Annotated in this window: 24 protein-coding genes; 13 read left to right on the top strand and 11 right to left on the bottom strand. The window is 69.9% G+C overall.

The window, feature by feature from the left end; genetic code table 11:
- Positions 1–11: 11 nt before the first annotated feature.
- From OO70_RS12605 to OO70_RS53725, 6 genes are all read left to right on the top strand, one after another.
- Complete coding sequence (locus OO70_RS12605) at positions 12–740, top strand: type 1 glutamine amidotransferase (protein WP_043668543.1); 729 nt, start codon at positions 12–14, stop codon at positions 738–740.
- Positions 741–930: 190 nt separating this feature from the next.
- Entirely contained in the window at positions 931–1,956 is a 1,026-nt protein-coding gene (locus OO70_RS12600) for a 6-phosphofructokinase (RefSeq protein ID WP_043668541.1), read from the top strand.
- Positions 1,957–2,119: 163 nt separating this feature from the next.
- On the top strand, positions 2,120–3,070 hold the full coding sequence (locus tag OO70_RS12595) for a cytochrome c oxidase assembly protein (protein ID WP_043668538.1): 951 nt from the start codon (positions 2,120–2,122) through the stop codon (positions 3,068–3,070).
- Between the two features lie 117 nt (positions 3,071–3,187).
- A complete protein-coding gene (locus OO70_RS12590) occupies positions 3,188–4,510 on the top strand; it encodes a PASTA domain-containing protein (protein WP_078651370.1) in 1,323 nt (440 codons plus the stop codon).
- 25 nt (positions 4,511–4,535) lie between these two features.
- On the top strand, positions 4,536–6,395 hold the full coding sequence (locus tag OO70_RS12585; protein WP_043668532.1) for a serine/threonine-protein kinase: 1,860 nt from the start codon (positions 4,536–4,538) through the stop codon (positions 6,393–6,395).
- Between the two features lie 13 nt (positions 6,396–6,408).
- Positions 6,409–6,567, top strand: a complete 159-nt coding sequence (locus OO70_RS53725; protein ID WP_019070924.1) for a hypothetical protein — start codon at positions 6,409–6,411, stop codon at positions 6,565–6,567.
- A 6-nt stretch (positions 6,568–6,573) separates the two neighbouring features.
- On the opposite strand, the gene OO70_RS12575 is transcribed toward OO70_RS53725, so the two are convergent.
- From OO70_RS12575 to OO70_RS12560, 4 genes are all read right to left on the bottom strand, one after another.
- Complete coding sequence (locus OO70_RS12575) at positions 6,574–7,791, bottom strand: sensor histidine kinase (RefSeq protein WP_043668529.1); 1,218 nt, start codon at positions 7,789–7,791, stop codon at positions 6,574–6,576.
- 103 nt (positions 7,792–7,894) lie between these two features.
- Positions 7,895–9,607, bottom strand: a complete 1,713-nt coding sequence (locus OO70_RS12570) for a sodium/solute symporter (protein WP_043668526.1) — start codon at positions 9,605–9,607, stop codon at positions 7,895–7,897.
- 5 nt (positions 9,608–9,612) lie between these two features.
- Entirely contained in the window at positions 9,613–9,972 is a 360-nt protein-coding gene (locus OO70_RS12565) for a hypothetical protein (protein ID WP_043669057.1), read from the bottom strand.
- Between the two features lie 2 nt (positions 9,973–9,974).
- Complete coding sequence (locus OO70_RS12560) at positions 9,975–10,724, bottom strand: LytR/AlgR family response regulator transcription factor (protein WP_043668522.1); 750 nt, start codon at positions 10,722–10,724, stop codon at positions 9,975–9,977.
- Positions 10,725–10,801: 77 nt separating this feature from the next.
- Here OO70_RS12560 and OO70_RS12555 point away from each other — a divergent pair, with 77 nt between their 5' ends.
- The 3 genes from OO70_RS12555 (at position 10,802) to rocD (ending at position 13,476) form a co-directional block, all read left to right on the top strand.
- A complete protein-coding gene (locus tag OO70_RS12555; protein WP_043668519.1) occupies positions 10,802–11,305 on the top strand; it encodes an Lrp/AsnC family transcriptional regulator in 504 nt (167 codons plus the stop codon).
- A 123-nt stretch (positions 11,306–11,428) separates the two neighbouring features.
- On the top strand, positions 11,429–12,241 hold the full coding sequence (ddaH, locus tag OO70_RS12550) for a dimethylargininase (protein WP_043668516.1): 813 nt from the start codon (positions 11,429–11,431) through the stop codon (positions 12,239–12,241).
- Positions 12,238–13,476: an ornithine--oxo-acid transaminase gene (gene rocD, locus OO70_RS12545; protein WP_043668513.1), complete on the top strand. Its 1,239-nt coding sequence runs from the start codon at positions 12,238–12,240 to the stop codon at positions 13,474–13,476. Before ddaH ends, rocD begins: the two co-directional genes overlap by 4 nt.
- A gap of 56 nt (positions 13,477–13,532) precedes the next feature.
- Here rocD and OO70_RS12540 read toward each other — a convergent pair whose 3' ends face one another.
- Positions 13,533–13,745 carry a hypothetical protein gene (locus tag OO70_RS12540; RefSeq protein ID WP_043668511.1) on the bottom strand — a complete coding sequence of 71 codons (213 nt, stop codon included), beginning with the start codon at positions 13,743–13,745 and terminating at the stop codon, positions 13,533–13,535.
- A 322-nt stretch (positions 13,746–14,067) separates the two neighbouring features.
- Here OO70_RS12540 and OO70_RS12535 point away from each other — a divergent pair, with 322 nt between their 5' ends.
- From OO70_RS12535 to OO70_RS12520, 4 genes are all read left to right on the top strand, one after another.
- Positions 14,068–15,333 carry an EfeM/EfeO family lipoprotein gene (locus tag OO70_RS12535; RefSeq protein WP_043668508.1) on the top strand — a complete coding sequence of 422 codons (1,266 nt, stop codon included), beginning with the start codon at positions 14,068–14,070 and terminating at the stop codon, positions 15,331–15,333.
- Positions 15,330–16,547 (top strand): iron uptake transporter deferrochelatase/peroxidase subunit, encoded by a 1,218-nt coding sequence (efeB, locus tag OO70_RS12530; protein ID WP_043668505.1) that lies wholly within the window; start codon positions 15,330–15,332, stop codon positions 16,545–16,547. Before OO70_RS12535 ends, efeB begins: the two co-directional genes overlap by 4 nt.
- Positions 16,548–16,736: 189 nt before the next feature.
- Positions 16,737–18,614: a phospholipase C gene (locus OO70_RS12525; protein WP_043668502.1), complete on the top strand. Its 1,878-nt coding sequence runs from the start codon at positions 16,737–16,739 to the stop codon at positions 18,612–18,614.
- Between the two features lie 203 nt (positions 18,615–18,817).
- The gene (locus OO70_RS12520) at positions 18,818–19,537 is read left to right on the top strand and encodes a lysophospholipid acyltransferase family protein (RefSeq protein ID WP_043668500.1); all 720 of its coding nucleotides are present in this window, start codon (positions 18,818–18,820) and stop codon (positions 19,535–19,537) included.
- A gap of 94 nt (positions 19,538–19,631) precedes the next feature.
- On the opposite strand, the gene OO70_RS12515 is transcribed toward OO70_RS12520, so the two are convergent.
- From OO70_RS12515 to OO70_RS12490, 6 genes are all read right to left on the bottom strand, one after another.
- Entirely contained in the window at positions 19,632–21,242 is a 1,611-nt protein-coding gene (locus OO70_RS12515; RefSeq protein WP_043668497.1) for an alpha/beta hydrolase, read from the bottom strand.
- Positions 21,243–21,376: 134 nt separating this feature from the next.
- Positions 21,377–22,144 carry an urease accessory protein UreD gene (locus OO70_RS12510; RefSeq protein ID WP_043668494.1) on the bottom strand — a complete coding sequence of 256 codons (768 nt, stop codon included), beginning with the start codon at positions 22,142–22,144 and terminating at the stop codon, positions 21,377–21,379.
- Positions 22,132–22,809, bottom strand: coding sequence for an urease accessory protein UreG (gene ureG / locus OO70_RS12505; protein ID WP_043668491.1), 678 nt, complete (start codon positions 22,807–22,809; stop codon positions 22,132–22,134). Before ureG ends, OO70_RS12510 begins: the two co-directional genes overlap by 13 nt.
- A gap of 243 nt (positions 22,810–23,052) precedes the next feature.
- The gene (locus OO70_RS12500; protein WP_043668487.1) at positions 23,053–23,727 is read right to left on the bottom strand and encodes an urease accessory protein UreF; all 675 of its coding nucleotides are present in this window, start codon (positions 23,725–23,727) and stop codon (positions 23,053–23,055) included.
- On the bottom strand, positions 23,727–25,448 hold the full coding sequence (locus OO70_RS12495; protein WP_043668484.1) for an urease subunit alpha: 1,722 nt from the start codon (positions 25,446–25,448) through the stop codon (positions 23,727–23,729). The genes OO70_RS12500 and OO70_RS12495 overlap by 1 nt, the downstream gene beginning before the upstream one ends.
- Positions 25,441–25,752: an urease subunit beta gene (locus OO70_RS12490; protein WP_043668481.1), complete on the bottom strand. Its 312-nt coding sequence runs from the start codon at positions 25,750–25,752 to the stop codon at positions 25,441–25,443. The genes OO70_RS12495 and OO70_RS12490 overlap by 8 nt, the downstream gene beginning before the upstream one ends.
- Between the last annotated feature and the right edge of the window lie 3 nt (positions 25,753–25,755).

Raw genomic sequence — 25,755 nt, 5'->3', positions numbered from 1 at the left:
ACGAATTGACCATGAGCGACAACCAGCTGCGTCTGGTGTGGATCTACCCGGACCTGCTGAGCACCTACGGCGACCAGGGCAACGCCCTTGTCGTGGAACGCCGGGCGCGCCAGCGCGGCCTCGACGTGGCCCGGATGGACGTGCGCAGCGACCAGCCGATCCCCACCTCGGGCGACATCTATCTGATCGGCGGTGGCGAGGACCGCCCGCAGCGGCTCGCGGCCGAGCGCCTGCGCCGTGACGGCGGTCTGCACCGGGCCGTCGGGAACGGCGCGATCGTCTTCTCGGTGTGCGCCGGCTACCAGATCCTCGGCCACGAGTTCATCAACGACCTCGGCCAGCGCGAGCCCGGCCTCGGCCTGCTCGACGTGGTGTCGGTGCGCGGCGAGGGCGAGCGGTGCGTCGGGGACGTCCTCGGGGACATCGACGCGCGGCTGGGCCTGCCCCAGCTGACCGGCTTCGAGAACCACCAGGGCGTCACCCACCTCGGCCCCACCGCCCGCCCCTTCGCCCAGGTCCGCCTCGGCAAGGGCAACGGCACGGGCGACGGCACCGAGGGCGCGTACAACGACACGGTGTTCGGTACCTACATGCACGGGCCCGTGCTGGCCCGCAACCCGCTGATCGCGGACCTGCTGCTGAAGCTGGCCCTCGACGTGAACGCGCTGCCGCCGATCGACGACCGCTGGTACGAGGCGCTCCGCAACGAGCGCATCACCGCAGCTCAGCAGCCTGCCTGAACCGGGTGTACATCTCGTCTTCGGACGCCGGAAACCAGCCCGTCTGACGGCACGTCCGCGCAGGTGAGCGGGGTCGTCCAGCAGGCGGACGCACGCTACGACCCCGCCCCCTCCTGCCGTTAGGCTGGCGGGGTTCGTACCGGACAACGTGGTCCGGTTTCGGCCCACGTTGAGAAGGTTCTTTCGGGCTATGCGCATTGGTGTCCTCACGTCCGGCGGCGACTGCCCCGGCCTGAACGCCGTCATCCGGTCCGTCGTGCACCGCGCCGTCGTGGACCACGGCGACGAGGTCATCGGCTTCCGGGACGGCTGGAAAGGCCTCCTGGAGTGCGACTACCTCAAGCTCGACCTCGACGCGGTGAGCGGCATCCTTGCTCGCGGCGGCACCATCCTCGGATCGTCCCGCGTCCAACCCTCCCATCTGCGGGACGGTGTCGAGCGGGCCCGGGGCCATGTCGAGGAGCTCGGCCTTGACGCGATCATCCCGATAGGCGGCGAGGGCACGCTCAAGGCCGCGAAGCTGATGTACGACGCCGGGCTGCCGATCGTCGGCGTCCCCAAGACCATCGACAACGACATCGCCGTCACGGACGTCACCTTCGGCTTCGACACGGCCGTCGGTGTCGCGACCGAGGCGCTCGACCGGCTCAAGACGACCGCCGAGTCCCACCAGCGCGTCCTCGTCGTGGAGGTCATGGGCCGTCACACCGGGTGGATCGCCCTCCACTCCGGCATGGCGGCCGGCGCGCACGCCATCGTCGTACCTGAACGACCCTTCGACATCGAGGAGTTGGCGGCTCGGGTCGGTGAGCGGTTCGAGGCGGGTAAACGGTTCGCGATCGTGGTGGCCGCGGAAGGCGCGAAGCCGCGCGCGGGTTCCATGGAGTTCGACGAGGGCAAGAAGGACGTCTACGGTCACGAGCGCTTCGCGGGGATTGCGCGGCAGCTGTCCATCGAGCTGGAGGAACGGCTCGGTAAGGAAGCGCGGCCGGTGATTCTCGGGCATGTGCAGCGTGGGGGTACTCCGACTGCGTATGACCGGGTGCTTGCTACTCGGTTCGGGTGGCATGCGGTGGAGGCCGCGCATCGGGGGGAGTTCGGGAAGATGACCGCGCTTCAGGGGACCGACATTTTGATGGTGCCGTTGGCGGATGCGGTGGAGACTCTTAAGACCGTTCCCGCTGATCGGTATGAAGAGGCCGAGTGCGTGCTCTGAGCGTCGTGAGGTAGTTCGTCGGGTGCGGGTGCGTGGGGGCTGGTCGCGCAGTTCCCCGCGCCCCTGGGTGGGTTCCGCTGGCCCCGGTCGCAGAAGTGACCCGGCGCGGTTCTACCCTGGTGCGGACAGACGACGCACAACCCCACGAATCAGGAGCCGTCCGATGGATCACGGCGGGCACGGCATGACCATGGATCTGCCGCCGTTCACGTTGGGGCGGGGACTCGAATGGTCGGCGGACCCGTTCTTCCTCACCGCCTGCTTGCTGGGGCTCGGGCTGTACGGCTGGGGGGTCGTGCGGTTGCGGCGGCGGGGGGACTCGTGGCCGGTGGGGCGGACGATCTCGTACGTCATCGGGGTGCTGACCATCGGGCTGGTGATGTGCACCAGGCTGAACGACTACGGCATGGTCATGTTCAGCGTGCACATGGTGCAGCACATGATCATCAGCATGCTGTCGCCGATCCTGCTGCTGCTCGGCGCCCCTGTCACCCTGGCGTTGCGTGCGCTGCCGCCGGCCGCGCGAGGCAAGAAGGGGCCGCGCGAGCTGCTGTTGATGTTTCTGCACAGCCGGTACATGAAGATCGTCACGCATCCCGCGTTCACGATCCCGCTGTTCATCGCGAGCCTGTACGCGCTGTACTTCACGCCGATCTTCGACTTCCTGATGGGCTCGAAGACCGGGCACATCGCGATGATGGTGCACTTCCTCGCGGTGGGTGTGGTGTTCTTCTGGCCGATCATGGGTGTGGATCCGGGGCCGAGCCGGCCCGGTTATCTGATGCGGATGCTGGAGCTGTTCGCCGGGATGCCGTTCCACGCGTTCTTCGGTATCGCGTTGATGATGGCGTCGGAGCCGATGGTCGAGACGTTCAAGCATCCGCCCGCCTCGCTCGGCATCGACGCGCTCTCCGATCAGAACGCGGCCGGCGGTATCGCCTGGGCGTTCAGCGAGATCCCGTCCGTGCTGGTGCTGATCGCCCTGCTGTTCCAGTGGTACAGCTCTGAGCAGCGGCAGGCCAAGCGGCAGGACCGGGCCGCCGACCGGGACGGCGACAAGGAACTCGAGGCGTACAACGCCTATTTGGCCTCATTGAACACACGAGCCAATTGAACACACGCGGCAACTGAACCGCAATTTCATTCAGTAGCATAAAGCGCGATGGGGGAACCGCCACCGGGGGGAGCGGTAATGACATTTCGCGCAGTTGTGCAAAGGGCTGGAATTACGGTGATCCGCAGGATCGCCGTACTGCTCGTCTGTGTCCTGGTCGTGAGTGGATGCGGCGGGGGCGCACATATGTTCGTCGTGAAGGCGGTCGCCACCGGAGTTCCGTCGCTCGCGCCTTTCTTCGACGAGAATCAGGGACTGGGTCACGACACCCAGGCGCGTTCGCTTCCGGTGCAGGGGACCTTGCAGCAGGGGGACACGCCAGGTCTGTACGGGGGCACGAAGAAGCCGACCATCTGTGACGTGGCGAAGCTCAAGAGGTTCCTGACCGATCCCGCGAACCATCAGAAGGCGGTGGCGTGGTCGAGCGTGCTGGGTATCGGCACGGACGAGATCCCGGCCTATCTCGACCGGCTCACACCCGTACTCCTGCGTCACGACACTCTCGTACAGAACCACGACTACAAAAAGGGAAAGGCCACGCCCTTCAACTCCCTTCTCCAGGCGGGAATCGCGATTCTCGTCGATGAGCAGGGCGAACCGGCCGCGAAGTGCTCGTGCGGAAATCCCCTGCGCCCCTTCAAGGGCGACGCGGGGCGGATTTCCGTCAAGTTCGCGGACGGCAACAAGAAGTGGAAGGGATATGAGCCGTCCTCCGTGGTGGCCGTGCGTCCGGCGCAGCAGAAGATGGAACGGCTCGCCCTCGTCGACATCGACGATCCCGACCAGGGCATCACGCGTCCGGTCGGTACGACGGGCAAGCGCGACACCACCTTCGACACACGGCAGCAGCACGCCGTACCCAACCTCGCCGGGGTGACCTTCGGGCAGGCCCGGGAGCAACTCGTGAGCAGCGGGCTGGCCGTCGGGTACGGCGGGAGCGCGCCTCCGGCCGACGACTCGAAGGTCACCGCGACCGATCCGCCGGCCGGGACCGAGCTGCGGTTCGGGGAGTACGTGACGCTGAGCGTGTCCGGCGGGAGGAGCACGGGGGTGACATCTACTCCCCCGACGCCGACGACCTCCGGACCGACCCTGGGCTCGCCGACGTCCACGGCACCGCCCTCGACGTCCACGTCCCCACCGCCCAGCTCCTCCTCACCGCCCGCGTCGCCACCCCCGTCCTCGCCCGCGAGCAAATCCCCACCGCCGTCGAGCAGTTCTCCTACGACCGACTCGCCCTCGGTGGTCACCGACCCGCCCTCGACGAGCGCACCGGTCACCAGCAGCGCGCCGGTGACGAGTGCTCCGGTGACCAGCAGCGCGCCCGTCACCAGCAGCGCCCCCGTGACGACCAGCGCGTCGGTCACTACCGAACCGGTCACCAGTGACCCGGTCACCAGTGAACCCGTGACCGGCACGCCCGCCGCGACCGAGACGTGACGTGGACCCGGGAGGGGGACACCGGATGCCACAGGGATCGCCGACGTCGGGAGTGGGCCGGGTCATCGCCGGCCGTTATCTGCTGCTGAACCGGCTGGGCAGTGGCGGTATGGGACATGTGTGGCTCGCACATGACCAGAGGCTGGCCTGTGAGGTCGCGCTCAAGGAGATCGTGTTCAGCAACTCCGCCTCCGCCGACGCCGAGCGGGAGGCCCGGGTCGCGCGCGCCCAGGCCGAGGCCCGGCACGCGGCGGGGCTGCGCGGCCACCCCCATGTGGTGACCGTCCACGATGTGCTGGAGCACGACGGGCTGCCGTGGATCGTCATGGAGTACGTGGCGGACGCCATGGACCTGCGCGACATGGTCGGTCGGCACGGCCCGCTGGCCCCCGCCGAGTGCGCCCGCATCGGGCTCGCCGTGCTCGACGCGCTGACCGCAGGGCACCAGCGGGGCGTCATGCACCGGGACGTGAAACCGGCGAACATCCTGCTCGCGCCGGACCGCACCGGTTCGCCGTACGCCCGGGTCCTGCTCACCGACTACGGCATCTCGGTGCAGCCGGACGCCGGGGAGACGCGGTACACGCTGACGTCCGTGCTCGTCGGCACGGCCGGCTATCTGGCGCCGGAACGGGCCACCGGCGGCCCGCCGACCGCCGCCGCCGACCTGTTCTCGCTGGGCTGCACGCTGTACCACGCCGTCGAGGGCCACGGCCCCTTCACCCGTGAGTCACCGCTCGCGGAGGTCACCGCCGTGGTCATGGAGGACCCGCTGCCTCCGGCCCGCGCGGGTGCGCTCGCGCCGGTGCTGCACGCGATGCTGGAGAAGGATCCGCTACTGCGGATTCCGGCGGCGGAGGCCGAGGTCGCGCTGTCGCGGATCGTGACGCCGCAGACGGAGGCGGAGGCGTACGCCCGGACCCAGACCGACCTGGGTTCACAGTCGCCCTGGGAGGGCCAGGCCGCGCCGGTGCCGGTGGCGGTGCCGACACAGGCCTCCCCGCCGTACGGGTACGGGGCTCCTCCGTCCCCGTCCTTCCCCACCGGCCGGCGCCGCCGGCAGCGCCCCCGTCGCCTCCAGGCCGTCCTCGCGGGTCTGCTCGGACTCGCCCTCGCCCTGGGCGGCGTCTGGTACGCGATGGCCCATCAGCCTCCCGGCAAGGACACGAGCAGCCATCAGCCGTACGGGAAGGCGGTCGGGCTGTCCGCGCCGCTCAAGGACGGCGACTGTGTGACCGCCGACTGGCCCGGCGGGAACCGATTCCAAGGGACGCCCCGGCTCGTCGTCGACGGCACCTGCCGGACCATCGTGCCGGACGGTCAGGTGATGGCGTTCGTGTCGACCGCGTCCGCCGCCGAGGCGCGCAAGGTCGGTGATGACCGGTGTGCGCAGCGGACGCAGGAGATCCGGGGGAAGCTCGCGGACGTGCGGGGCTACGCCGTCGTGCCGACCGACGCGGGGTTCGACGCGGCCGGACACCGCACCGCCTGTCTGGTGCTGGGTGCGCACGGGCCGGTCTACGGGCCCCTCGGCAGCCACCGCCTCATGGGGGCGAGCTTTGCTGACACGTCGACCATGCAGAAGCGGGACTGTCTGGACGTGCCCTCGAACCGGGCCGCGAGCCTGGTCTCCTGCGCGGGCAAGCACGATCAGGAGGTGCTCGGGTTCACCCGGTTGGGCGCGGGCGTCACGCTGGCCCAGGCCCGTACCCAGTCGGACGCTGTATGCGCCCGGGACGTCCCGCCGGCCGACTACGGCTTCGATCCGTCGGTCTACGAGGCCGCCTCCTGGACGAGCCAGGGTCCGTGGAAGTCGGGCACACATTTCGTCGTGTGCGCCGTTCGGAAGCAGAACGGGGGCACCATGGAGGGGGACGAACCATGAGGAGGGTGTCGCGATGCCCGGTTCCACGAAGACCATGGGGGTGATCACCGTCGGCGGGCTGGTGGTGGTGACGGCCTACACGGTGGCGCTCGGCAGCAACGGCTGGCTGTGGTTCGGCTGGGTCGTGCTGGGACTGATCACGCTGGGGATGGTGGCCACGCGCAGCACCTGACGCGCACTACTCCTCGCTGGGCCGACTCGCCGAGTGCACGCCCGGCTGGTACTTGGGCAGCCGGGCGGTGATCTTCATGCCCGCTCCTACGGCGGTCTCGATGACGAGGCCGTAGTCGTCACCGTAGACCTGGCGGAGCCGGTCGTCGACGTTCGACAGGCCGATGCCGCCCGAGGGGCTGACCTCGCCCGCCAGGATGCGGCGGAGCAGGTCGGGGTCCATGCCGGTGCCGTCGTCCTCGATGACGACGAGTGCCTCGGCGCCCGCGTCCTGCGCGGTGATGCTGATACGGCTCTTGCCCGCGGCAGACGCAGCCTTGCCTTCGAGGCCGTGCTTCACGGCGTTCTCCACGAGCGGCTGGAGGCAGAGGAACGGGAGCGCGACCGGCAGTACCTCGGGGGCGATCTGCAGGGTGACCGAGAGCCGCTCGCCGAAGCGGGCCCGGACGAGTGCCAAGTAGTGGTCGATGGCGTGGAGTTCGTCGGCGAGGGTGGTGAAGTCGCCGTGCCTGCGGAACGAGTAGCGGGTGAAGTCGGCGAATTCCAGCAGCAGTTCGCGGGCACGCTCGGGGTCGGTGCGGACGAACGAGGCGATCACCGCGAGCGAGTTGAAGATGAAGTGCGGGGAGATCTGGGCCCGAAGTGCCTTGATCTCGGCCTCGATGAGGCGCGTGCGGGACTGGTCCAGATCCGCCAACTCCAGTTGGACGGAGACCCATCGGGCGACCTCTCCCGCGGCTCGGACCAGGACTGCGGACTCGCGCGGTGCGCAGGCGACCAGCGCGCCGTGGACCCGGTCGTCGACGGTGAGCGGGGCGACCACCGCCCAGCGCAGCGGGCAGTCGGGGGCGTAGCAGGTGAGCCGGAACGCCTCGCCCCGGCCGGTCTCCAGGGGGCCCGCGAGGCGTTCCATGATCTCGGCGCGGTGATGGTCGCCGATGCCGTCCCAGGCGAGGACCTGCTTCTGGTCGGTCAGGCACAGCGCGTCGGTGCCGAGCAGGGTGCGCAGTCTGCGGGCCGAGCGGCGGGCCGTCTCCTCGGTGAGACCGGCGCGCAGCGGGGGTGCGGCGAGGGAGGCGGTGTGCAGGGTCTGGAAGGTGGCGTGCTCGACGGGGGTACCGAGCCCGCCGAGGCTCTCGTGCCGCGCGGTGCGCCGCCCGAGCCAGAAACCGGCGGCCAGGAGCGGGAGTACGGCGACACAGAGGCCGGCCAGGAATCCGCTCATGCGGCCGCCTCTGCCATGTAGAGCGCTGTCATGTGGGGCGGCGCTATGTGTCGCGCCGCCATGTGATCCGTCCCCATGTGATCCGCCCCCATATATCGCACCCTCACGCCTTCACCTCCGCCCGCAGTTCCTCCGGCAGATGGAACCGCGCCAGGATCGCTGCCGTTCCCGTCGGCACCCGCCCGGGCGTGGCCAGGGACACCAGCACCATGGTGAGGAAGCCCAGCGGCACCGACCAGAGCGCGGGCCAGGCGAGCAGCGCGTGCAGGGAGCCGGTGCCCGGGAAGCCCGCCATGGTCGCGGCCACGGCGACGAACGCCGACCCGCCGCCGACCAGCATCCCGGCCGCCGCACCCGGCGGGGTGAGCCGCGTCCACCAGATGCCGAGGACGAGCAACGGGCAGAAGGAGGACGCCGACACGGCGAACGCGAGCCCCACGGCGTCGGCGACGGGCAGCCCGCCGACCAAGACACTCGCGGCCAGCGGTACGACCATGGCGAGGACCGTGCCGAGCCTGAAGTGCCGTACCCCGCGCGACGGGAGGACGTCCTGGGTGAGGACTCCCGCGACGGCCATGGTCAGTCCCGACGCGGTGGACAGGAACGCGGCGAAGGCGCCGCCCGCGACCAGCGCGCCGAGCAGATCGCCGCCGACACCGCCGATCATGCGGTCGGGCAGCAGGAGTACGGCCGCGTCCGCGTCGCCGGTGAGGGTGAGTTCGGGGGTGTACAGGCGGCCGAGGGCGCCGTAGACGGGCGGCAGGAGGTAGAAGGCGCCGATCAGGCCGAGGACGGCGACCGTGGTGCGGCGGGCGGCGACGCCGTGCGGGCTGGTGTAGAAACGGACGACGACGTGCGGCAGGCCCATCGTCCCGAGGAAGGTGGCCAGGATGAGGCCGTACGTGGCGTACAGCGGGCGTTCCTCGCGGCTGGCGGCCAGCGAGGTCGACATGCCGCCGTTGGTACCGCGGTCGGCGACGGGGACGGTGGCGCCCTTGGCGAAGGTGAGGCGGGTGCCGCGCTCGATGTGGTGGGTGCCGGTGGGGAGTTGGAGCTTCACGGCGTCGTAGCGGCGGCCGTCGACGGTGCCGTTCACGGTGAGGGTCAGGGGGTGGTCGAGTTTGAGGTCGAGGGTGTCGTCGACCCGAACTGCCCTCTGCTCACGGAACGTTGCCGGTTCCTCGAAGGCCTGCCGAGGTGCTCCGTCGCTCTGCCAGGCGAGGACCAGGAACAGGGCGGGGACGAGCAGGGCGGTGAGCTTCAGCCAGTACTGGAAGGCCTGCACGAAGGTGATGCTGCGCATACCGCCGGCCGCGACCGTGGCGACCACCACGACCGCCACGATGAGACCGCCGAGCGAGTCGGGGGCCCCGGTGAGGACGGTCAACGTCAGCCCGGCACCCTGGAGTTGGGGCAGGAGATAGAGCCAGCCCACGCCTACGACGAAGGCCCCCGCGAGGCGTCGTACCGCGTGCGAGGCGAGGCGGGCCTCGGCGAAGTCGGGGAGGGTGTAGGCGCCGGAGCGGCGCAGCGGGGCTGCGACGAACAGCAGGAGGACCAGGTATCCGGCGGTGTAGCCGACCGGGTACCAGAGCATGTCGGGGCCCTGTACGAGGACCAGGCCCGCGATGCCCAGGAAGGAGGCGGCGGAGAGGTATTCGCCGCTGATGGCCGCCGCGTTGAGGCGGGGGCCGACGGTGCGGGAGGCGACGTAGAAGTCGGAGGTGGTGCGGGAGATGCGCAGGCCGAAGGCGCCGACGAGGACCGTCGCCACGACGACGAGGGCGACGGCCGGTACCGCATAGCTGGAGTTCACCCGCCTCAGCGGTCCTCTACGAGACGCACGAAGTCGCGTTCGTTGCGTTCGGCGCGGCGGACGTACCAGAGGGCGAGGAGGACCAACGGGGCGTAGAGGCAGAAGCCGAGGACCAGCCATTCGAGGCGGTGGGAGTCCGGGGTCGCCGCGAACACCAGGGGCAGCGGGCCGACGAGCAGCACGAGGACCGCGAACACCGTGAGGGCGGCGCGGAGTTGGGTGCGCATGAGGGAGCGGACGTAGGTGTGGCCGAGGGTGGTCTGTTCGTCGATCTCGGTGCGGGGGCGGGAGTAGCCGGAGGCGCGTCGGGTGCGGCGGGGTGGGCCGGTGACGACGACCCGGCGTTCGGTGGGGTCCTGGGGCACGGTCATGACCTCCGCATCAGCAGGTCCCGCAGTTCGCGGGTGTGCCGGCGGCTGACCTGGAGTTCCTCGCCGCCGACCAGGACGCTCACCGTGCCCGCGTCCAGGCGGAGTTCGCCGATGTGGCGGAGGGCGACGAGGTGGCGGCGGTGGATGCGGACGAAGCCGCGGGCGCGCCAGCGGTCCTCCAGGGTGGACACCGGGATACGGACGAGGTGGCTGCCCCGGTCGGTGTGGAGCCGGGCGTAATCGCCTTGCGCCTCGACGTGGGTGATGTCCTCGATGGCCACGAAGCGGGTGACACCGCCGAGTTCGACGGCGATGTGGTCGGGGTCGGGTTCGTGCACGGGTATCCGGGGTGCGGCGCCGCCGAGTTCGGCCGCCCGGCGTACGGCCTCCGCGAGGCGTTCTTTGCGGACGGGCTTGAGGACGTAGTCAACTGCCTTGAGATCGAAGGCCTGTACGGCGAAGTCCTCGTGCGCGGTGACGAACACGACGAGCGGCGGCTGCGCGAAACCCGTCAACAGCCGTGCCAGGTCGAGCCCGTCGAGGCCGGGCATCTGGATGTCGAGGAACACGACGTCGATGGCCTCGGGTCCACCGGGGCCTGATTCCAGGGCGCGGTTGATGCGGCGCAGCGCCTCGGTGGCGTCGCCCGCGCCCTCCGCGCTGCCGATGCGTGGATCGGCGTTCAGCAGGTACAGCAACTCCTCCAGCGAGGGGCGTTCGTCGTCGACGGCGAGGGCGCGCAGCATGAAGGTGGAGTGTAGGAGTTATTCGCGGCGCTGGACATGTACCGGGCATGGACGTTCGCGCTGGATACAGTGCCGACATGAACAGCAGGACCACTCCGTTCGACGAACTCGACCGGAAGATCATCACCGCGTTGATGGCGAACGCCAGGACCAGTTTCGCCGAGATCGGCGCGGCGATCGGGCTGTCCGCGACGGCGGTGAAGCGGCGCGTGGACCGGCTGCGGGAGACGGGTGTGATCACCGGGTTCACGGCGACCGTGCAGCCGTCCGCGCTCGGCTGGCGCACGGAGGCGTACGTGGAGGTGTACTGCGAGGGTGCCGCGCCCCCCAGGCGGCTCGCGGAGGTGGTGCGCAACCATCCGGAGATCACCGCGGCGATGACGGTGACCGGCGGCGCGGACGCGTTGCTGCATGTCCGGGCGACCGATGTGGACCACTTCGAGGAGGTGCTGGAGCGCATCCGGCAGGAGCCGTTCATCCGGAAGACGATCAGCGTGATGGTGCTGTCCCACCTCCTCCCGGAAAGCCCGGAAGCGGGCGCCACCCACCCCGCCCCTGGAGACGCATCAGACCTGCGTTGACGCCCTCAAAGACGCAGCATTCCTGCGCAGACACGCAGCCTTCATCGCTTGTCGCACGTATTGGTCTCTTCCTACCGTGGTGTCAACCCCAGTCGACATCACAGGAAGCGGAGGAACCCCTCTGTGCCCGAGACCCGTGTGCGGCGCCGGCGGCGCTTTCTCGTCTGCGAACCCAGACACTTCGCCGTGCAGTACGCGATCAACCCCTGGATGCATCCCGACACCCAGGTGGACGTCGATCTCGCCCATGAGCAGTGGCGGACGCTGATCGACACCTACCGCTCCCACGGCCACACCGTCGACACCGTGCCCCCGGCCCCCGGCCTCCCGGACATGGTCTTCGCCGCGAACTCGGCGGTCGTCGTCGAGGGCCGCGTCTTCGGCTCCCTCTTCCACGCGCCCGAGCGGCGCCCCGAGTCCGACCACTACGAAACGTGGTTCAAGACGGCGGGCTACGACGTGTACCGCCCCGAGTCGGTCAGCGAGGGCGAGGGCGACCTGATCCCGACCGGCCGCTATGTGCTGGCCGGCACCGGGTTCCGTACGACCCGCGAGGCCCATCGCGAGGTGCAGGAGTTCTTCGGCGTCCCGGTGATCAGCCTGACGCTGGTGGACCCGTACTTCTACCACCTGGACACGGCGCTGTTCGTCCTCGACGAGGACAACATCTGCTACTACCCGGAGGCGTTCTCGCCGGGCAGCCGTGAGGTGCTCGCGCGGCTGTTCCCCGACGCGGTGCTCGCGACCCGTGAGGACGCGATGACGTTCGGCCTCAACTCCGTGTCCGACGGCCTGCACGTCTTCATCGCGCCCCAGGCCGAGGCACTGGCCTCGCGCCTCGCCGAACGCGGCTACGTCCCCGTCCCCGTCGACCTGTCGGAGTTCCACAAAGCCGGCGGCGGCATCAAGTGCTGCACCCAGGAGATCCGCTCATGACTGCGCCCACCCGTGAACCCGCCAGCACCCGTACGTCCGCCGACCTTATCCTCGCCGAGGAGCCGGTCCTCGCGCACAACTACCACCCGCTGCCCGTGGTCGTCGCCCGCGCCGAGGGCACCTGGGTGGAGGACGTCGAGGGCCGCCGCTACCTCGACATGCTCGCGGGCTACTCGGCCCTCAACTTCGGCCACCGCCACCCCGCGTTGATCGAGGCCGCCCACCGCCAGCTCGACCAGCTGACGCTCACCTCCCGCGCCTTCCACAACGACAAGCTGGCCGAATTCGCCGAACGGCTCGCGGAGTTGACCGGCCTCGGCATGGTCCTGCCGATGAACACGGGCGCCGAGGCGGTCGAGAGCGGCATCAAGGTGGCCCGCAAATGGGCCTACGACGTGAAGGGCGTCCCCGCCGACAAGGCGACCATCGTCGTCGCCGCGGAGAACTTCCACGGCCGTACGACGACGATCGTCAGCTTCTCCACCGACGAGACGGCACGGGCGGGCTTCGGTCCCTTCACGCCGGGCTTCCGGATCGTGCCGTACAACGACCTGGCCGCACTGGAGGCGGCGGTCGACGAGACGACGGCGGCGGTGCTGATCGAGCCGATCCAGGGCGAGGCCGGGGTGATCATCCCGGACGCGGGCTATCTGGCCGGCGTGCGTGAACTCACCACCCGCAAGGGCTGCTTGTTCATCGCGGACGAGATCCAGTCGGGGCTCGGCCGCACGGGCCGCACGCTCGCGGTCGAGCACGAGGGTGTCGTGCCGGACGTGCTGCTCCTGGGCAAGGCGCTCGGCGGTGGGATCGTGCCGGTGTCGGCGGTGGTCGCGCGCCGGGAGGTGCTCGGGGTACTGCATCCGGGCGAGCACGGGTCGACGTTCGGCGGCAACCCGCTCGCCGCCGCGGTCGGCACGGCGGTCGTCGAACTGCTGGAGACCGGTGAATTCCAGCGCAGGGCCACGGAGTTGGGCGTGGTGCTGCGGGACGGGCTGACCGAGCTGGTCGGCAAGGGCGTCGTCGGTTTCCGTGCGCGCGGTCTGTGGGCGGGCGTCGATATCGACCCGGCGATCGGCACCGGGCGTGAGATCAGCGAACGCCTCATGCGGGAAGGCGTGTTGGCCAAGGACACCCACGGCTCGACGATTCGGCTGGCGCCGCCGCTGACCATCACGGGGGACGAACTCCGGTCGGCCGTGGGCTCGTTGGAGAGGGTGCTGACACAAGGGGCGTGAGGCGCGGGGTGGTTGGACCGGCGCACAGGCGTCGGTCCAACCACCCGCACCGACTGCTACTTGGCGGTGGGAGCGCCGGTGTCGGCCAGCGCGGCCTGGGCGAGGAGCCGACGGGCCAGGTCACGGGCCTCGTCCACGGTCAGCGAAGCCCAGAGCCCGGGTTCGCCGCGCACGACGGGACCCACGTCCAGGGTGACCCGGCTGATCGGCCGCTCCGGGATCGCCAGCAGCAGTCGCTTCACCGCGACCTGCCGGCCGCACGTGGTCACCAACGGTGCTTCACCTGACGGCGGGAGCGGCTCCTGCCCTGACCGATTCATCTCCTCCACGACCTTCCCTGAGTACCCGGCGAGGTATCAGGAGCAGCGCGGAACGGGCCCGGGTTGTTCCCGACGTGCGCGGGGCGGCCGTAGCGCACCGTGTCCGTCCGTACGGCGGACCGTGGTGGTCCCGGGCCGTCGGGTGAACCCCGGGCGAATTCTCGCCCGCCCTCCGGTCAGAACAGGGTCAAGGGACGCGGTGGGGGTCTCGGCGCCCTCATAAGATCGCTGGTACCGCCACCTTTCGTACGACTCCCCTTGGAGGCCCGGCGTGCCCGAAACCGCGCGCGGCGCCGAAGCCGAAGCCGAGCCCGGTCCGATAGCGCCCTCGTCGGCCCCCGCCGGACGGCGCCGCACCATCCTGCTCACCGCCGGCGCGCTCGTCGCCGTGGCGGCCGTGGGAGCCGGTGTGCTGGCGGCTCGGGGCTCCGGCTCGGACGGGAAAGCCGCGGCTGCCGTCGACGGGCTGCCGCACACCACCGTCGAGGTCGCGACCTCCGGCTGCGGCAACGGCTGGACGCATCCGCGGGCGGGGCACCAGGTCTTCGAGTTGCACAACACGTCCAGCACGGCGGCCGAGGTGTATCTGACCGATCCGGCGACCGGCGCGGTCTACGGTGAGGTCGAGGGGCTGGCGCCGGGAACGGTCCGGCCGCTCGGGGTGACCCTCGGCAACGGGTCGTATGCCTTCAAGTGTCTGCCCGACGACGCCGACGCCGTGACCGGGCCCACCGTGCGGATCACCGGTTCGAAGGTGAGGAGCGGACCGGCCGCCGTCCCGATCACCCAGCAGGAACTCATCCCGCCCACGCTCGCCTATCAGAAGTGGATCCAGGCGCGCACCGTCGAACTGGCCCGGAAGACCGATGTGTTGCGGGCCGCAGTCGATCGGGGCGACCTCGCCGCGGCCCGCAAGGCGTGGCTGCCCGCACATCTCGTCTACGAGCGGATGGGCGCCGCCTACGGCACGTTCGGCGACTCCGACGGGGCGATCAACGGCACCACGGCCGGGCTCTCCGGCGGGGTGCGCGACGCCGGGTTCACCGGGTTCCACCGGGTCGAGTACGGGCTGTGGCACGGCGAGTCGGCTAGCGGGCTGCGCGGACCGGCCGGCCAACTCGCCAAGGACGTCCACGCGTTGGAGAGCAGTTGGCCCACTCAGCGGATGGACCCGGCCGACACCGGTCTGCGCGCGCACGAAATCCTGGAGAACACCGTGCAGTTCGAGCTGACCGGCCGCACCGACTACGGCAGCGGCACCAACCTGGCCACCGCCCGCGCCAACCTCGACGGCACCCGCGTACTGCTGGGGTACCTGCGCCCGCTGCTGAAGACACGTGACGCGGGGTTCGGTGAACTCGGCGACTGGATGGACCGGGCGCAGCACACCCTGGACGGCCTCGACCACTCCGGGAAGTGGACGCCGCTCGCCCAACTCACCCGTGCGCAGCGGGAGAAGGTCGACGCCGACCTCGGTGGACTGGTCGAGCGGCTGGCCGACGTGGCCGCCCTCACGGACGTACGGAGGACCGCGTGAAGCGCGCGAACGAGGTAGGCCGCCGGGGCTTCCTGGCGAGTGCGGCCGCCGTGGCCGGTGCCGGTCTGGTGGCCGCCGATCGGGATGCCGCCTCGGCTGCCGTGCAGACTTCGGCGAGCGTGCCCTTCCATGGCCCGCACCAGGCCGGGATCGTCACCCCCGCGCAGCGCGCCACGGCGTTCGTGTCCTTCGACACCACCGCCGAGAACCGGGCCGAACTGACCGACCTACTGCGGACGTTGACCGACCGGGCCCGTTTCCTGACCGCCGGTGGCAGCCCGGAGGATCTGGGCATCACCGCGCCGCCCGCCGACTCCGGCACGCTGGGCCCGGACCTCCCGGCCGACCGGCTGAGTGTCACGGTCGGCGTCGGGGCCTCGCTCTTCGACGACCGCTACGGGCTGGCGAAGCTCGCGCCTCGCCGGCTGACCGCGATGCCGTCGTTCCCCGACGACGATCTGAACGCCGACTGGTGTCACGGGGACCTGAGCGTGCAGTTCTGCGCGGACAGCGCGGACACCGTGCTGCACGCCCTGCGCGATGTCACCCGGCACACGCGCGGGGGCCTCCAAGTGCGGTGGCGGACGGACGGGTTCATCAGTCCGCCGCGCCCCTCGGGCACCCCGCGCAACCACCTGGGCTTCAAGGACGGCATAGCCAACCCGGCGGTGACCGACGCCCGCGCGATGAACGACCTTGTGTGGGTGGGCAGTAGCAGCGGTGAACCGGACTGGGCCACCGGCGGCAGCTATCAAGTCGTACGGCTGATACGGATGTTGGTGGAGTTCTGGGACCGGGTCTCGATCACCGAGCAGGAGCGGATGTTCGGCCGGGCCCGGGACACCGGCGCCCCGCTGGACGGGCACCACGAGAAGGACACCCCGAACTTCGCGCAGGACCCGCAGGGCGATGTCATCCCGCTCGACAGCCACATCCGGCTCGCCAACCCGCGCACCACGCAGAGCGCCGACCAGCGCATCCTGCGCCGGGGCTACAACTACGACCGGGGCATGGACAGCAACGGCAACCTCGACATGGGCCTGCTGTTCTGCTGCTACCAGCAGGACCTGGCCCGGCAGTTCGAGAACGTGCAGAAGCGGCTGGCCGGTGAACCGCTGGTCGACTACATCTCCCCGTACGGCGGCGGCTACTTCTTCGCCCTGCCCGGCGTGCGCGACGCCTCCGACTGGCTGGGCCGCAGCCTGCTGACCTGATAGACCGCCGACCTGAGACGCCGGTCAAGAACAGGCCAACAGACCATGAGAAATTCCTGACCGGGCGTTCGCCCTCGCGTCATTGCCGCTCCCCCGCCCCGCCGTCACCATTGCGCAGGCTTCGGCCGTAGGTGCCATGGCCACCGATGGCGTGGCAGCAGAACCACTGCTCCCGGAAGGCGAGACAGCATGATCGGCAAAGGAAGAAACCCAGGCGCACGGCGCCGGTTGACACGCGTGGGCGCCCTGCTCGGCGCCGCGGCCCTGGCCACCGCGGGCGGCGCGTTCCCCGCGGCGGCGGCCTCGAACGGCCACAAGCCCTCGGGCGGCACGCACACGTCGACGCCGATCAAGCACGTGGTCGTGATCTACGACGAGAACATCTCCTTCGACCACTACTTCGCCACCTACCCCCAGGCCGCGAACACCGACGGCACGAAGTTCAAGGCCGCGGCGCACACGCCGAAGGCCGACAACCTGCTCAACGCCGGTCTGTTGAAGAAGAACCCGAACCTCTACACGCCGACGCGGCTGAGCAGTTCGCAGGTGATGACCTGCGACCAGAACCACTCCTACGGCCCCGAGCAGTACGCGGCCGACGGTGGCAAGGCCGACAAGTACGTCGAGAACACCGAGGTCAACAAGTGCACCGGCCTCTTCGGTGAGCCCGGCCTGGTGATGGACTACTACGACGGCAACACCGTCACGGGCATGTGGAACTACGCCCAGCAGTACGCGCTGAACGACCACTCCTTCAGCTCGGTCTACGGCCCCTCGACGCCCGGCGCCCTGAACCTGATATCGGGTCAGACGCACGGCGTGATATCCGTCGACCCGGCCTCCGGCACCGAGAACCCGAAGCAGACGACGACTCCGGACTCGTACGCGGTGGTCTCCCCGAACGCCAAGGGTGTCGGCACGGTCATCAACGACCCCGACCCGGCCTTCGACGACTGCTCGGACAAGGACCACTCCTCGACCAGCGCGCTCGCGGTGATGCAGGGCAAGAACATCGGTGACCTGCTCAACTCCAAGGGTGTGAGCTGGGGTTGGTTCCAGGGCGGCTTCCGGCCGAGCACCGCGTGGGACGGCAAGAGCGGTGACTACGCCAAGTGCGGCGGTACCACCCACACCAATGTCGGCGGCGCGGCCTCCGAGGACTACAGCCCGCACCACTCGCCGTTCGAGTACTACAAGTCGACGTCCAACCCGCACCACTTGGCCCCGAAGTCGGTCGCCGAGATCGGGCACAACGGCCGTGCGAACCACAACTACGACCTGACCGACTTCGACGCCGCGCTGAAGGCGAACAACCTTCCCGCGGTGAGCTTCCTGAAGGCGGCCGAGTACCAGGACGGGCACGCGGGTTACTCCGACCCGGCCGACGAGCAGAACTTCCTGATCAAGGAGATCAACGCCCTTCAGCAGTCGCCCGAGTGGAAGTCGACGGCGGTCGTGCTCGCCTACGACGACTCCGACGGCTGGTACGACCACGTGTCCTCGAAGGTGCTGAACGGCTCCACGGACTCCACCGTCGGCTCCAACGGCAAGGCCACGGACAGCCCCGCCTGCCAGTCCGGTCCGGCCGCCAAGAGCGGCTACGCGGACCGCTGCGGACCGGGCACCCGGCAGCCGCTGCTGGTCGTCTCGCCGTACAGCAAGGTCAACAAGATCGACCACACCGCCACCGAGCAGGCGTCGATCACGCAGTTCATCGAGGACAACTGGCGCACGGGCCGGATCGGTGACGCGTCCTTCGACAAGAGGGCGGGCAGCCTGAGCGGCATGTTCGACTTCAAGCACCCGAACAACAAGCAGGTGCTGCTGAACGCGAACGGTTCCGTGAAGTCGGTGAAGCGGATTCCGCACTACTCCCAGACCTCGTCGACGGCCACCAAGGCCCCGTACCCGGCGTACGTCCAGGATCTGAAGGCGCAGAACGTCGCCGCGAGCACCGACTCCTCGACGACCCTGCCGGTCGCGATCGGCGCCGGTCTGCTGACTGCGGCGGGAGTCACCACGGCGTTCGCCGTGTACCGCCGCAGGACGCGCACCGCGTCCCTGTAAGTCAGGGCGAACCGGGGCCGGTTGCCCCGTGCCGAGGGCGGCGAGGACCATCTCCTCGCCGCCCTCCGCCATGTCGACGGCGGCCTGATCGCCCCGGTTCCACGCCGCGGCGCCTGCCCCTACACTGGCAGCCCACGAGGTACCGGGTGACCTGCGAGAACAGGTCGGTCGAGCCGACCCGCCGGAGTGAGGAGCGACCCCCCTTGTTCTACTACCTCCTGAAATACGTCATTCTGGGTCCTTTGCTCAGGCTGGTCTTCCGGCCCACCATCGAGGGCCTCGACCACATACCGGAGTCGGGCCCGGCGATCGTCGCCGGCAACCACCTCTCCTTCGCGGACCACTTCCTGATGCCGGCCGTTCTCAAGCGCCGCATCACGTTCCTCGCCAAGGCCGAGTACTTCACCGGCCCCGGCATCCGTGGCCGCCTCACCGCGACCTTCTTCCGCAGCGCGGGCCAGATCCCGGTCGACCGCTCCGGCAAGGAGGCGGGCCAGGCCGCGATCCGCGAGGGCCTCGGCGTCCTGAGCAAGGGCGAGCTGCTCGGCATCTACCCGGAGGGCACCCGCTCCCACGACGGCCGCCTCTACAAGGGCAAGGTCGGCGTGGCGGTCATGGCCCTGAAGGCCCAGGTACCCGTCATCCCCTGCGCGATGATCGGCACCTTCGAGGCCCAGCCGCCCGGCAAGGTCATCCCCAACATCCACCCGGTGACGATCCGCTTCGGCAAGCCTCTCGACTTCTCCCGCTACGAGGGCATGGAGAACGAGAAGGCCATCCTCCGCGCCATCACCGACGAGATCATGTACGCCATCCTCAAGCTCTCCGAGCAGGAGTACGTCGACCAGTACGCGGCCGTCGCCAAGGCGGAGGAGGCGGCCGCGGCGAAGGAACGCAAGTTCCCGCGGCTGCCGCTGAGTTGAACGCGAGCGAGCCGGGATGCGAGTGAGGGGCGGCCGGTTCAGAACCGGCCGCCCCTCGTCACGTACGACTGCTACTTGCCACTGCTACTTCTGTTTACGGCACCGGCGTCGCGTGCGGGGTGCACGTGAAGTCGGCGGCGTCGAGCTTGCCGGTCAACAGGTAGGTGTCCACGCGGGAGTTGATGCACGGGTTGACCAGACCGGTCACACCGTGCGAACCCGCGTCCTTCTCCGTGATGAGCCGGGAGCCCTTGAAACGCTGGTGCAGGACGACAGCGCCCTCGTACGGCGTGGCGGCGTCGCGCTGCGACTGCACGATGAGGACCGGCGGCAGACCCTTGCCGGTCTTGACCTCGACCGGGGACTGCTGCTTGACGGGCCAGGTGGCGCACGGCAGGTTCATCCAGGCGTTGGCCCAGGTCAGGAACGGGTACTGCTTGTTGAGCTCCGTGTTGTCCTTGTCCCACTTCTTCCAGCTGGTGGGCCACTTGGCGTCGGTGCACTCGACGGCCGTGTAGACGGCGTTGCCGTTCTCCGAGGTGATGTTGCCCGCGGTGTCCGACAGATCGGGCGAGGCCGCGTCGATCAGCGGCTGGGGGTCACCGGCGAAGTACTTGCTGAACGCGGTGGCGACCGGCACCCACGAGGAGTCGTAGTACGGGGCGCCCTGGAAGAAGCCGAGCAGCTCGGCCGGACCGACGACCCCGCCGAGCGGGCTCTTCTTCGCGGTGGCCCGCAGCTGCAGCCACTTGGCCTGCACGGCGTCGCGCGTGGTGCCGAGGTGGAAGGCCGCGTCGTTCTTCGCGACCCAGTCCTCCCAGTCCTTCCAGCGGCCCTCGAACGCGACGTCCTGGCCGAGGTTGGCCTCGTACCAGATGTTGTCGCGCGCCGGGTTGACGACGCTGTCGACGATCATGCGGCGCACGTGGCTCGGGAACAGGGTGCCGTAGACGGCGCCGAGGTAGGTGCCGTAGGAGACGCCCAGGTAGTTGAGCTTCTTCTCGCCGAGGGCGGCGCGGATGACGTCGAGGTCGCGCGCGGTGTTCGGCGTGGTCATCTGCGCGAGCATGGTGCGGCCGGTGCGCTCGGCGCAGCCGTCGGCGTACTCACGGGCCAGCTTGCGCTGCGCGTTCTTGTCGGCCGTGGAGTCAGGTACCGGGTCCGCCTTGGGCGCCTTCACGAACTCCTGCGGGTCGATGCAGGAGATGGGCGCCGAGTGGCCGACACCGCGCGGGTCGAAGCCCACGAAGTCGTACGCCTTGGACGTGTTGACCCACAGCGGGTTCTTGGTGGTGACGCGGCGCGGGAAGCGCATTCCGGAGCCGCCCGGGCCGCCGGGGTTGTAGACGAGCGCGCCCTGGCGCTCCTCTTTCGTGCCCGTGCTGGCGATGCGGTCGACGGCCAGCTTGATCGTCTTGCCGTTGGGCTTCGTGTAGTCGATCGGCACGGTGACATAGCCACACTGGATCGGCTTCTCGAAACCCCAGTCGGCGGGGCAGTCCTGCCAGTCGATCCCGGCCTTGGCGGCGCGGGTGGCGGCGAGCGCGGCACCGTGGGCGGCCGCGTCGTCCTTCCCGTGACCAGCGGTCTGGTTGGTCTGCGCGTTGGCCGTGGGTGCCACGACGGCGCCGGCTATCAGAGCCGCCGCGGCGAACCCGGCCGAGCCGAACGCGGTGACGCGGCTCCTCGGTCTGATGAACCTCAAGTGGGCCCCTCCCCGTACATAGTTGCGAAATGGTCTCGGGGGATCCTCGCGGCTGTGAGCCACCTGAGGACAGGGGCTGTTGACCTTCTTTACCAATCCGATAAGCGGAAACGCGCGTCCCGCTCAGCGGATACTCAGCCGAGCGACGCCAACGCCTCGTCCAGCACCCTCCGCAACCGCAGCCCGTCCGTCGCGAGGGCCGTCACCAACACGGCGGGACCGGCGAGCGGCACCAGGGCCGCGTGCTCTCCCAGCATGCGCGCCGCGACCGGCTCCCGGGTGAACTCCGGCCGTACGACGAGGAGTTGCCCCACCGCGCGATGTCCCGCGAGAACGGCGGGCCCGTCCCAGCCGCCCGGCGCTCCGGGCCCGCAGGCCAACTCCTGATCGAGCACGGTACGCCCCGCGACCCGCACCGAGAGCCGACTGGTGAGCCGCCCGGGCTCCTCCCCGGCCCGCCCCAGCACCTGCTCCTCACGCAGCACGAGCCGCGCGGATTGGGCGACCTCGACACGGGTCGTGACGTGCAGGTCGCTCCCGTGCACGGAGATCAACTGCTCGGGCAGCCAGTGCAGTTCACCATCCTCGGCAACACTGAGCCGCACGTCGTACCGCGACTCGCCCTTCGCCTGCCCGGGCAGCGCGATGGTCGCGGCGGCGGACCCGATCCGCAGCCGGGCCCCGCTCTCGACATCGGCCTCGACGGCGAAGTGATCCCCGCCGAGCGGCCCGCTCATGGCCCCGACGAGCATGACCCGCGCCTCGGAACCACTGGCGCGGGTCCGCCGCAGCGCAAGCGGCCCGTCCCCTTCAAGCACGGGCAGCGCGGTACCGCCCCGCCCGTCCTCCCGGGCCACGATCCGCGCGGTGGCCCGTACCCCGGTCGCGATCACGCCGCCCACGCGGAGAGTTGCGCACGCACCCAGGCGGCAACGTCAGCTACCCCTGCCTCGGTCCGCAATGACTGGAAGACAACGGGCAGTTCGGCCCGCTGAGCCTTGGCATCGGCGGCCATCCGCCCCAGATCGGACCCCACGTACGGCGCGAGGTCGGTCTTGTTGACGACCAGCAGATCGGCGGTGGTCACCCCGGGCCCACCCTTGCGCGGAATGTCGTCCCCGCCGGCGACGTCGATCACGAAGATCTGCGCGTCGACGAGCCCCTTGGAAAAGGTCGCGGTGAGGTTGTCCCCACCGGACTCCACCAGGATCAGATCCAGCGGCCCGACCTCGTCCTCCAGATCCTCGACCGCTTCGAGGTTGGCGGAGATGTCGTCCCGGATCGCGGTGTGCGGACATGCCCCCGTCTCGACGGCGGCAATCCGCTCGGGCGGCAACACGGCCTCCCGAAGCAGGAATTCGGCGTCCTCGCGGGTGTAGATGTCGTTGGTGACGACAGCGAGGGACAGCTCGTCACGCAGGGCCCGGCAGAGCGCGGCGACGGTAGCGGTCTTACCGGAACCGACGGGCCCGCCGAGACCGATACGCAGGGCGCGACGGGTGCCGTCGATGCGGTGAGCGTCGGCGCTGACGGCGGCGGGGCCGTCGTGGGTGTGGTCGAGGTGCATGAGTGCGGCTCCTTACGTGTTTCTACGGTGCTTACGGCCCCGGCACCTTTTCATCTGGGCCGGCGCCATCCAGCTTCGGCGCCTTTTCACCCGGGCCGGCATCATCCAGCCCGTCCGGCGTTTGAGGACGAGGCCGTTCAGGCCGATCGGGGGTCCAGGGGGCGGAGCCCCCTGGGATCGGGGTCGAAGGGGCAGAGCCCCTGGAGGATGGGACGGGTAGGGGCGGCGGGGGCGAGAAAACCCCTAGGACGCGAACAACCGCACAGCCCAAGCAGCATGCGCCTCCGCCCCGATCTCCAGCAGCGGCGCCGACGCACACGGCAACGCATCGACCCCCTCGTCGACCACACGCCGCCCCGCCTCCACCGCCCGATCCGCGACAAGGTCCAACTCCGGCGCCAACCGAGCCAGTACAGCCGTAGCGTCGAACGGATCAAGACTCAGCAACCGCACCGTCGCGGAGGCAGGCCCACTCACACTCTCGTAGGCCGCGCAGTAAGCCGCATCCTCAGCCCCCAGCCCAGCCGCCCGAGCCACCAACCCCAACACAACCGGCTGATGCGCCCCCTTGGGGAACTCCCGCGCGAGGGCGTCCAGTTCGGCCGACGGCCAGGTCGCCCGAGCGGCCCGCATCAACTGCCGCCCGAGTTTCCGCGCGGCCACCCGCAACGCGGGCGAGGGCGTCCGCGCATCCGCGGCGGCGTCCAACTCGACCGGATCGACACCGAGTACGGCAGCCGCGGCGAGGGTGGCCGACACGAGCCCGGCCGTATGCAACCGCCCCCGGCAGAAGTCGCCGAGGCTCGCCGCCCCGGTGACCCGCCCGGCCTTGACGGCCGCCTCCGCCCCGCCGGAGTGCGCGTGCCCTCCGGCGGGAAAGCGCCCATCGGCCAGAACCAGCAATGCTCCCCTGGACATCAGAAGAGGAAGTACCGCTGGGCCATGGGCAGTTCGGCCGCCGGAGTCGCCTCGACGAGCTCCCCGTCGATGTGCACGGCGAAGCTGTCGGGGTCGACCTGGACGCGCGGCCGGGCATCGTTCTCGCGCATGTCGGCCTTGGTGACCGAGCGGGTGGACTCGATGGCAACGAACTTCTTGCCGAGGTCGAGCCGTTCCGGCAGCCCGTCATCGATCGCCAACTGCGCGACGAAGTTGAAGGAGTTGGCGGCCGGCGCCCGTCCGATCGCGCCGAACATCGGACGCGGCAGAATCGGCTGCGGAGTGGGGATGGACGCATTCGCGTCACCCATCTGCGCATACGCGATCTGTCCGCCCTTGATGACGAGGTGCGGCTTGACGCCGAAGAACGCCGGTTCCCACAGCACGAGGTCGGCGAGCTTGCCCGTCTCGACGGAGCCGATCTCACGGGCGAGGCCCTGCGCGAGCGCGGGGTTGATCGTGTACTTGGCGACGTAGCGCCGTACGCGATGGTTGTCCGCGCGGCCGTCACCCGGCAGCGAACCCCGACGCCGCTTCATCACATGCGCCGTCTGCCAGGTCCGCAGAATCACCTCACCCACGCGCCCCATCGCCTGCGCGTCGGAGGAGATGATCGAGATGGCGCCGAGGTCGTGGAGGATGTCCTCCGCGCCGATCGTCGAGGGGCGGATGCGGGACTCGGCAAAGGCCAGGTCCTCGGGGACCGCCGGGTTGAGGTGGTGGCAGACCATCAGCATGTCGAGGTGTTCCTCGGCGGTGTTGACGGTGTAGGGCCGGGTCGGGTTGGTGGAGCTGGGCAGCACGTGCGGCTCGGAGACCACGGTCATGATGTCCGGCGCGTGCCCACCGCCCGCACCCTCGGTGTGGTAGGCGTGGATGCCCCGTCCGGCGATCGCGGCGAGGGTGTCGCCGACGAACCCGGCTTCGTTCAACGTGTCGGTGTGGATGGCGACTTGGATGCCGGTCCGGTCGGCGACGGTCAGCGAGGCGTCGATGACGGCGGGGGTCGAGCCCCAGTCCTCATGCAGCTTCAGTCCCAGCGCTCCCCCGCGGATCTGGGACATCATCGCGTCGTGCGAGACGGTGTTGCCCTTGCCGAGGAAGCCGATGTTGAGCGGGTACTGCTCCATCGCCGCCATCATCCGGGCCAGATGCCAGGGGCCGGGGGTGACCGTGGTCGCCTTGGAACCCTCGGCCGGACCGGTGCCGCCGCCGACCAGGGTGGTGACCCCTGCGGAGAGCGCCTCGTCGGCGATCTGCGGGCAGATGAAGTGGACGTGCGCGTCGACGGCACCCGCCGTGAGGATGCGTCCGTTGCCCGCGATGACCTCGGTCTCGGGGCCGATCACCAGGTCGGGGTGGATGCCGTCCATGGTGTCGGGGTTGCCGGCCTTGCCGATGCCGGTGATGCGGCCGTCGCGGATGCCGACGTCGGCCTTGACGACGCCCCAGTGGTCGACGATCACGGCGCCGGTGATGACGGTGTCGGGGGTGCCGTCTGCGCGCGTAGCTCGCGCCTGGCCCATCGACTCGCGGATGACCTTGCCGCCGCCGAACACGGCCTCGTCACCGGCGAGTCCGGGACCGCCGCTGCGGTCCTCCTCGATCTCGATCAGCAGATCGGTGTCGGCGAGCCGGATGCGGTCGCCGGTGGTCGGCCCGAAGAGGTCCGCGTACGCGGCACGGGAGATCTCAGGCATCGAGGGCACCTCCGGTCTCCCCGCGCAGTCCGGGCACGACACGGGCGCCGGCCAGCGGGACGAGTTCGACGTCGACGGGAATCCCCGGCTCGAAGCGCACGGCCGTACCGGCGGCGACGTTGAGCCGCTTGCCGCGGGCCGCGGCGCGGTCGAACGCGAGGCCGGGGTTGGCCTCGGCGAAGTGGTAGTGGGAGCCGACCTGGACGGGCCGGTCGGCGGCGTTGAGGACGGTCATCCGTGTGACCTCGCGGCCCGCGTTGTAGACGATCGGGTCGTCCGCGAACAGGAACTCTCCGGGAATCATGGC

The sequence above is a fragment of the Streptomyces xylophagus genome (genome assembly GCF_000716435.1).
Classification (GTDB): Bacteria; Actinomycetota; Actinomycetes; order Streptomycetales; family Streptomycetaceae; genus Streptomyces; species Streptomyces xylophagus.
Note: the sequence above shows the minus strand (reverse complement) of the source record. Positions and strands in the feature narration are given on the sequence as shown.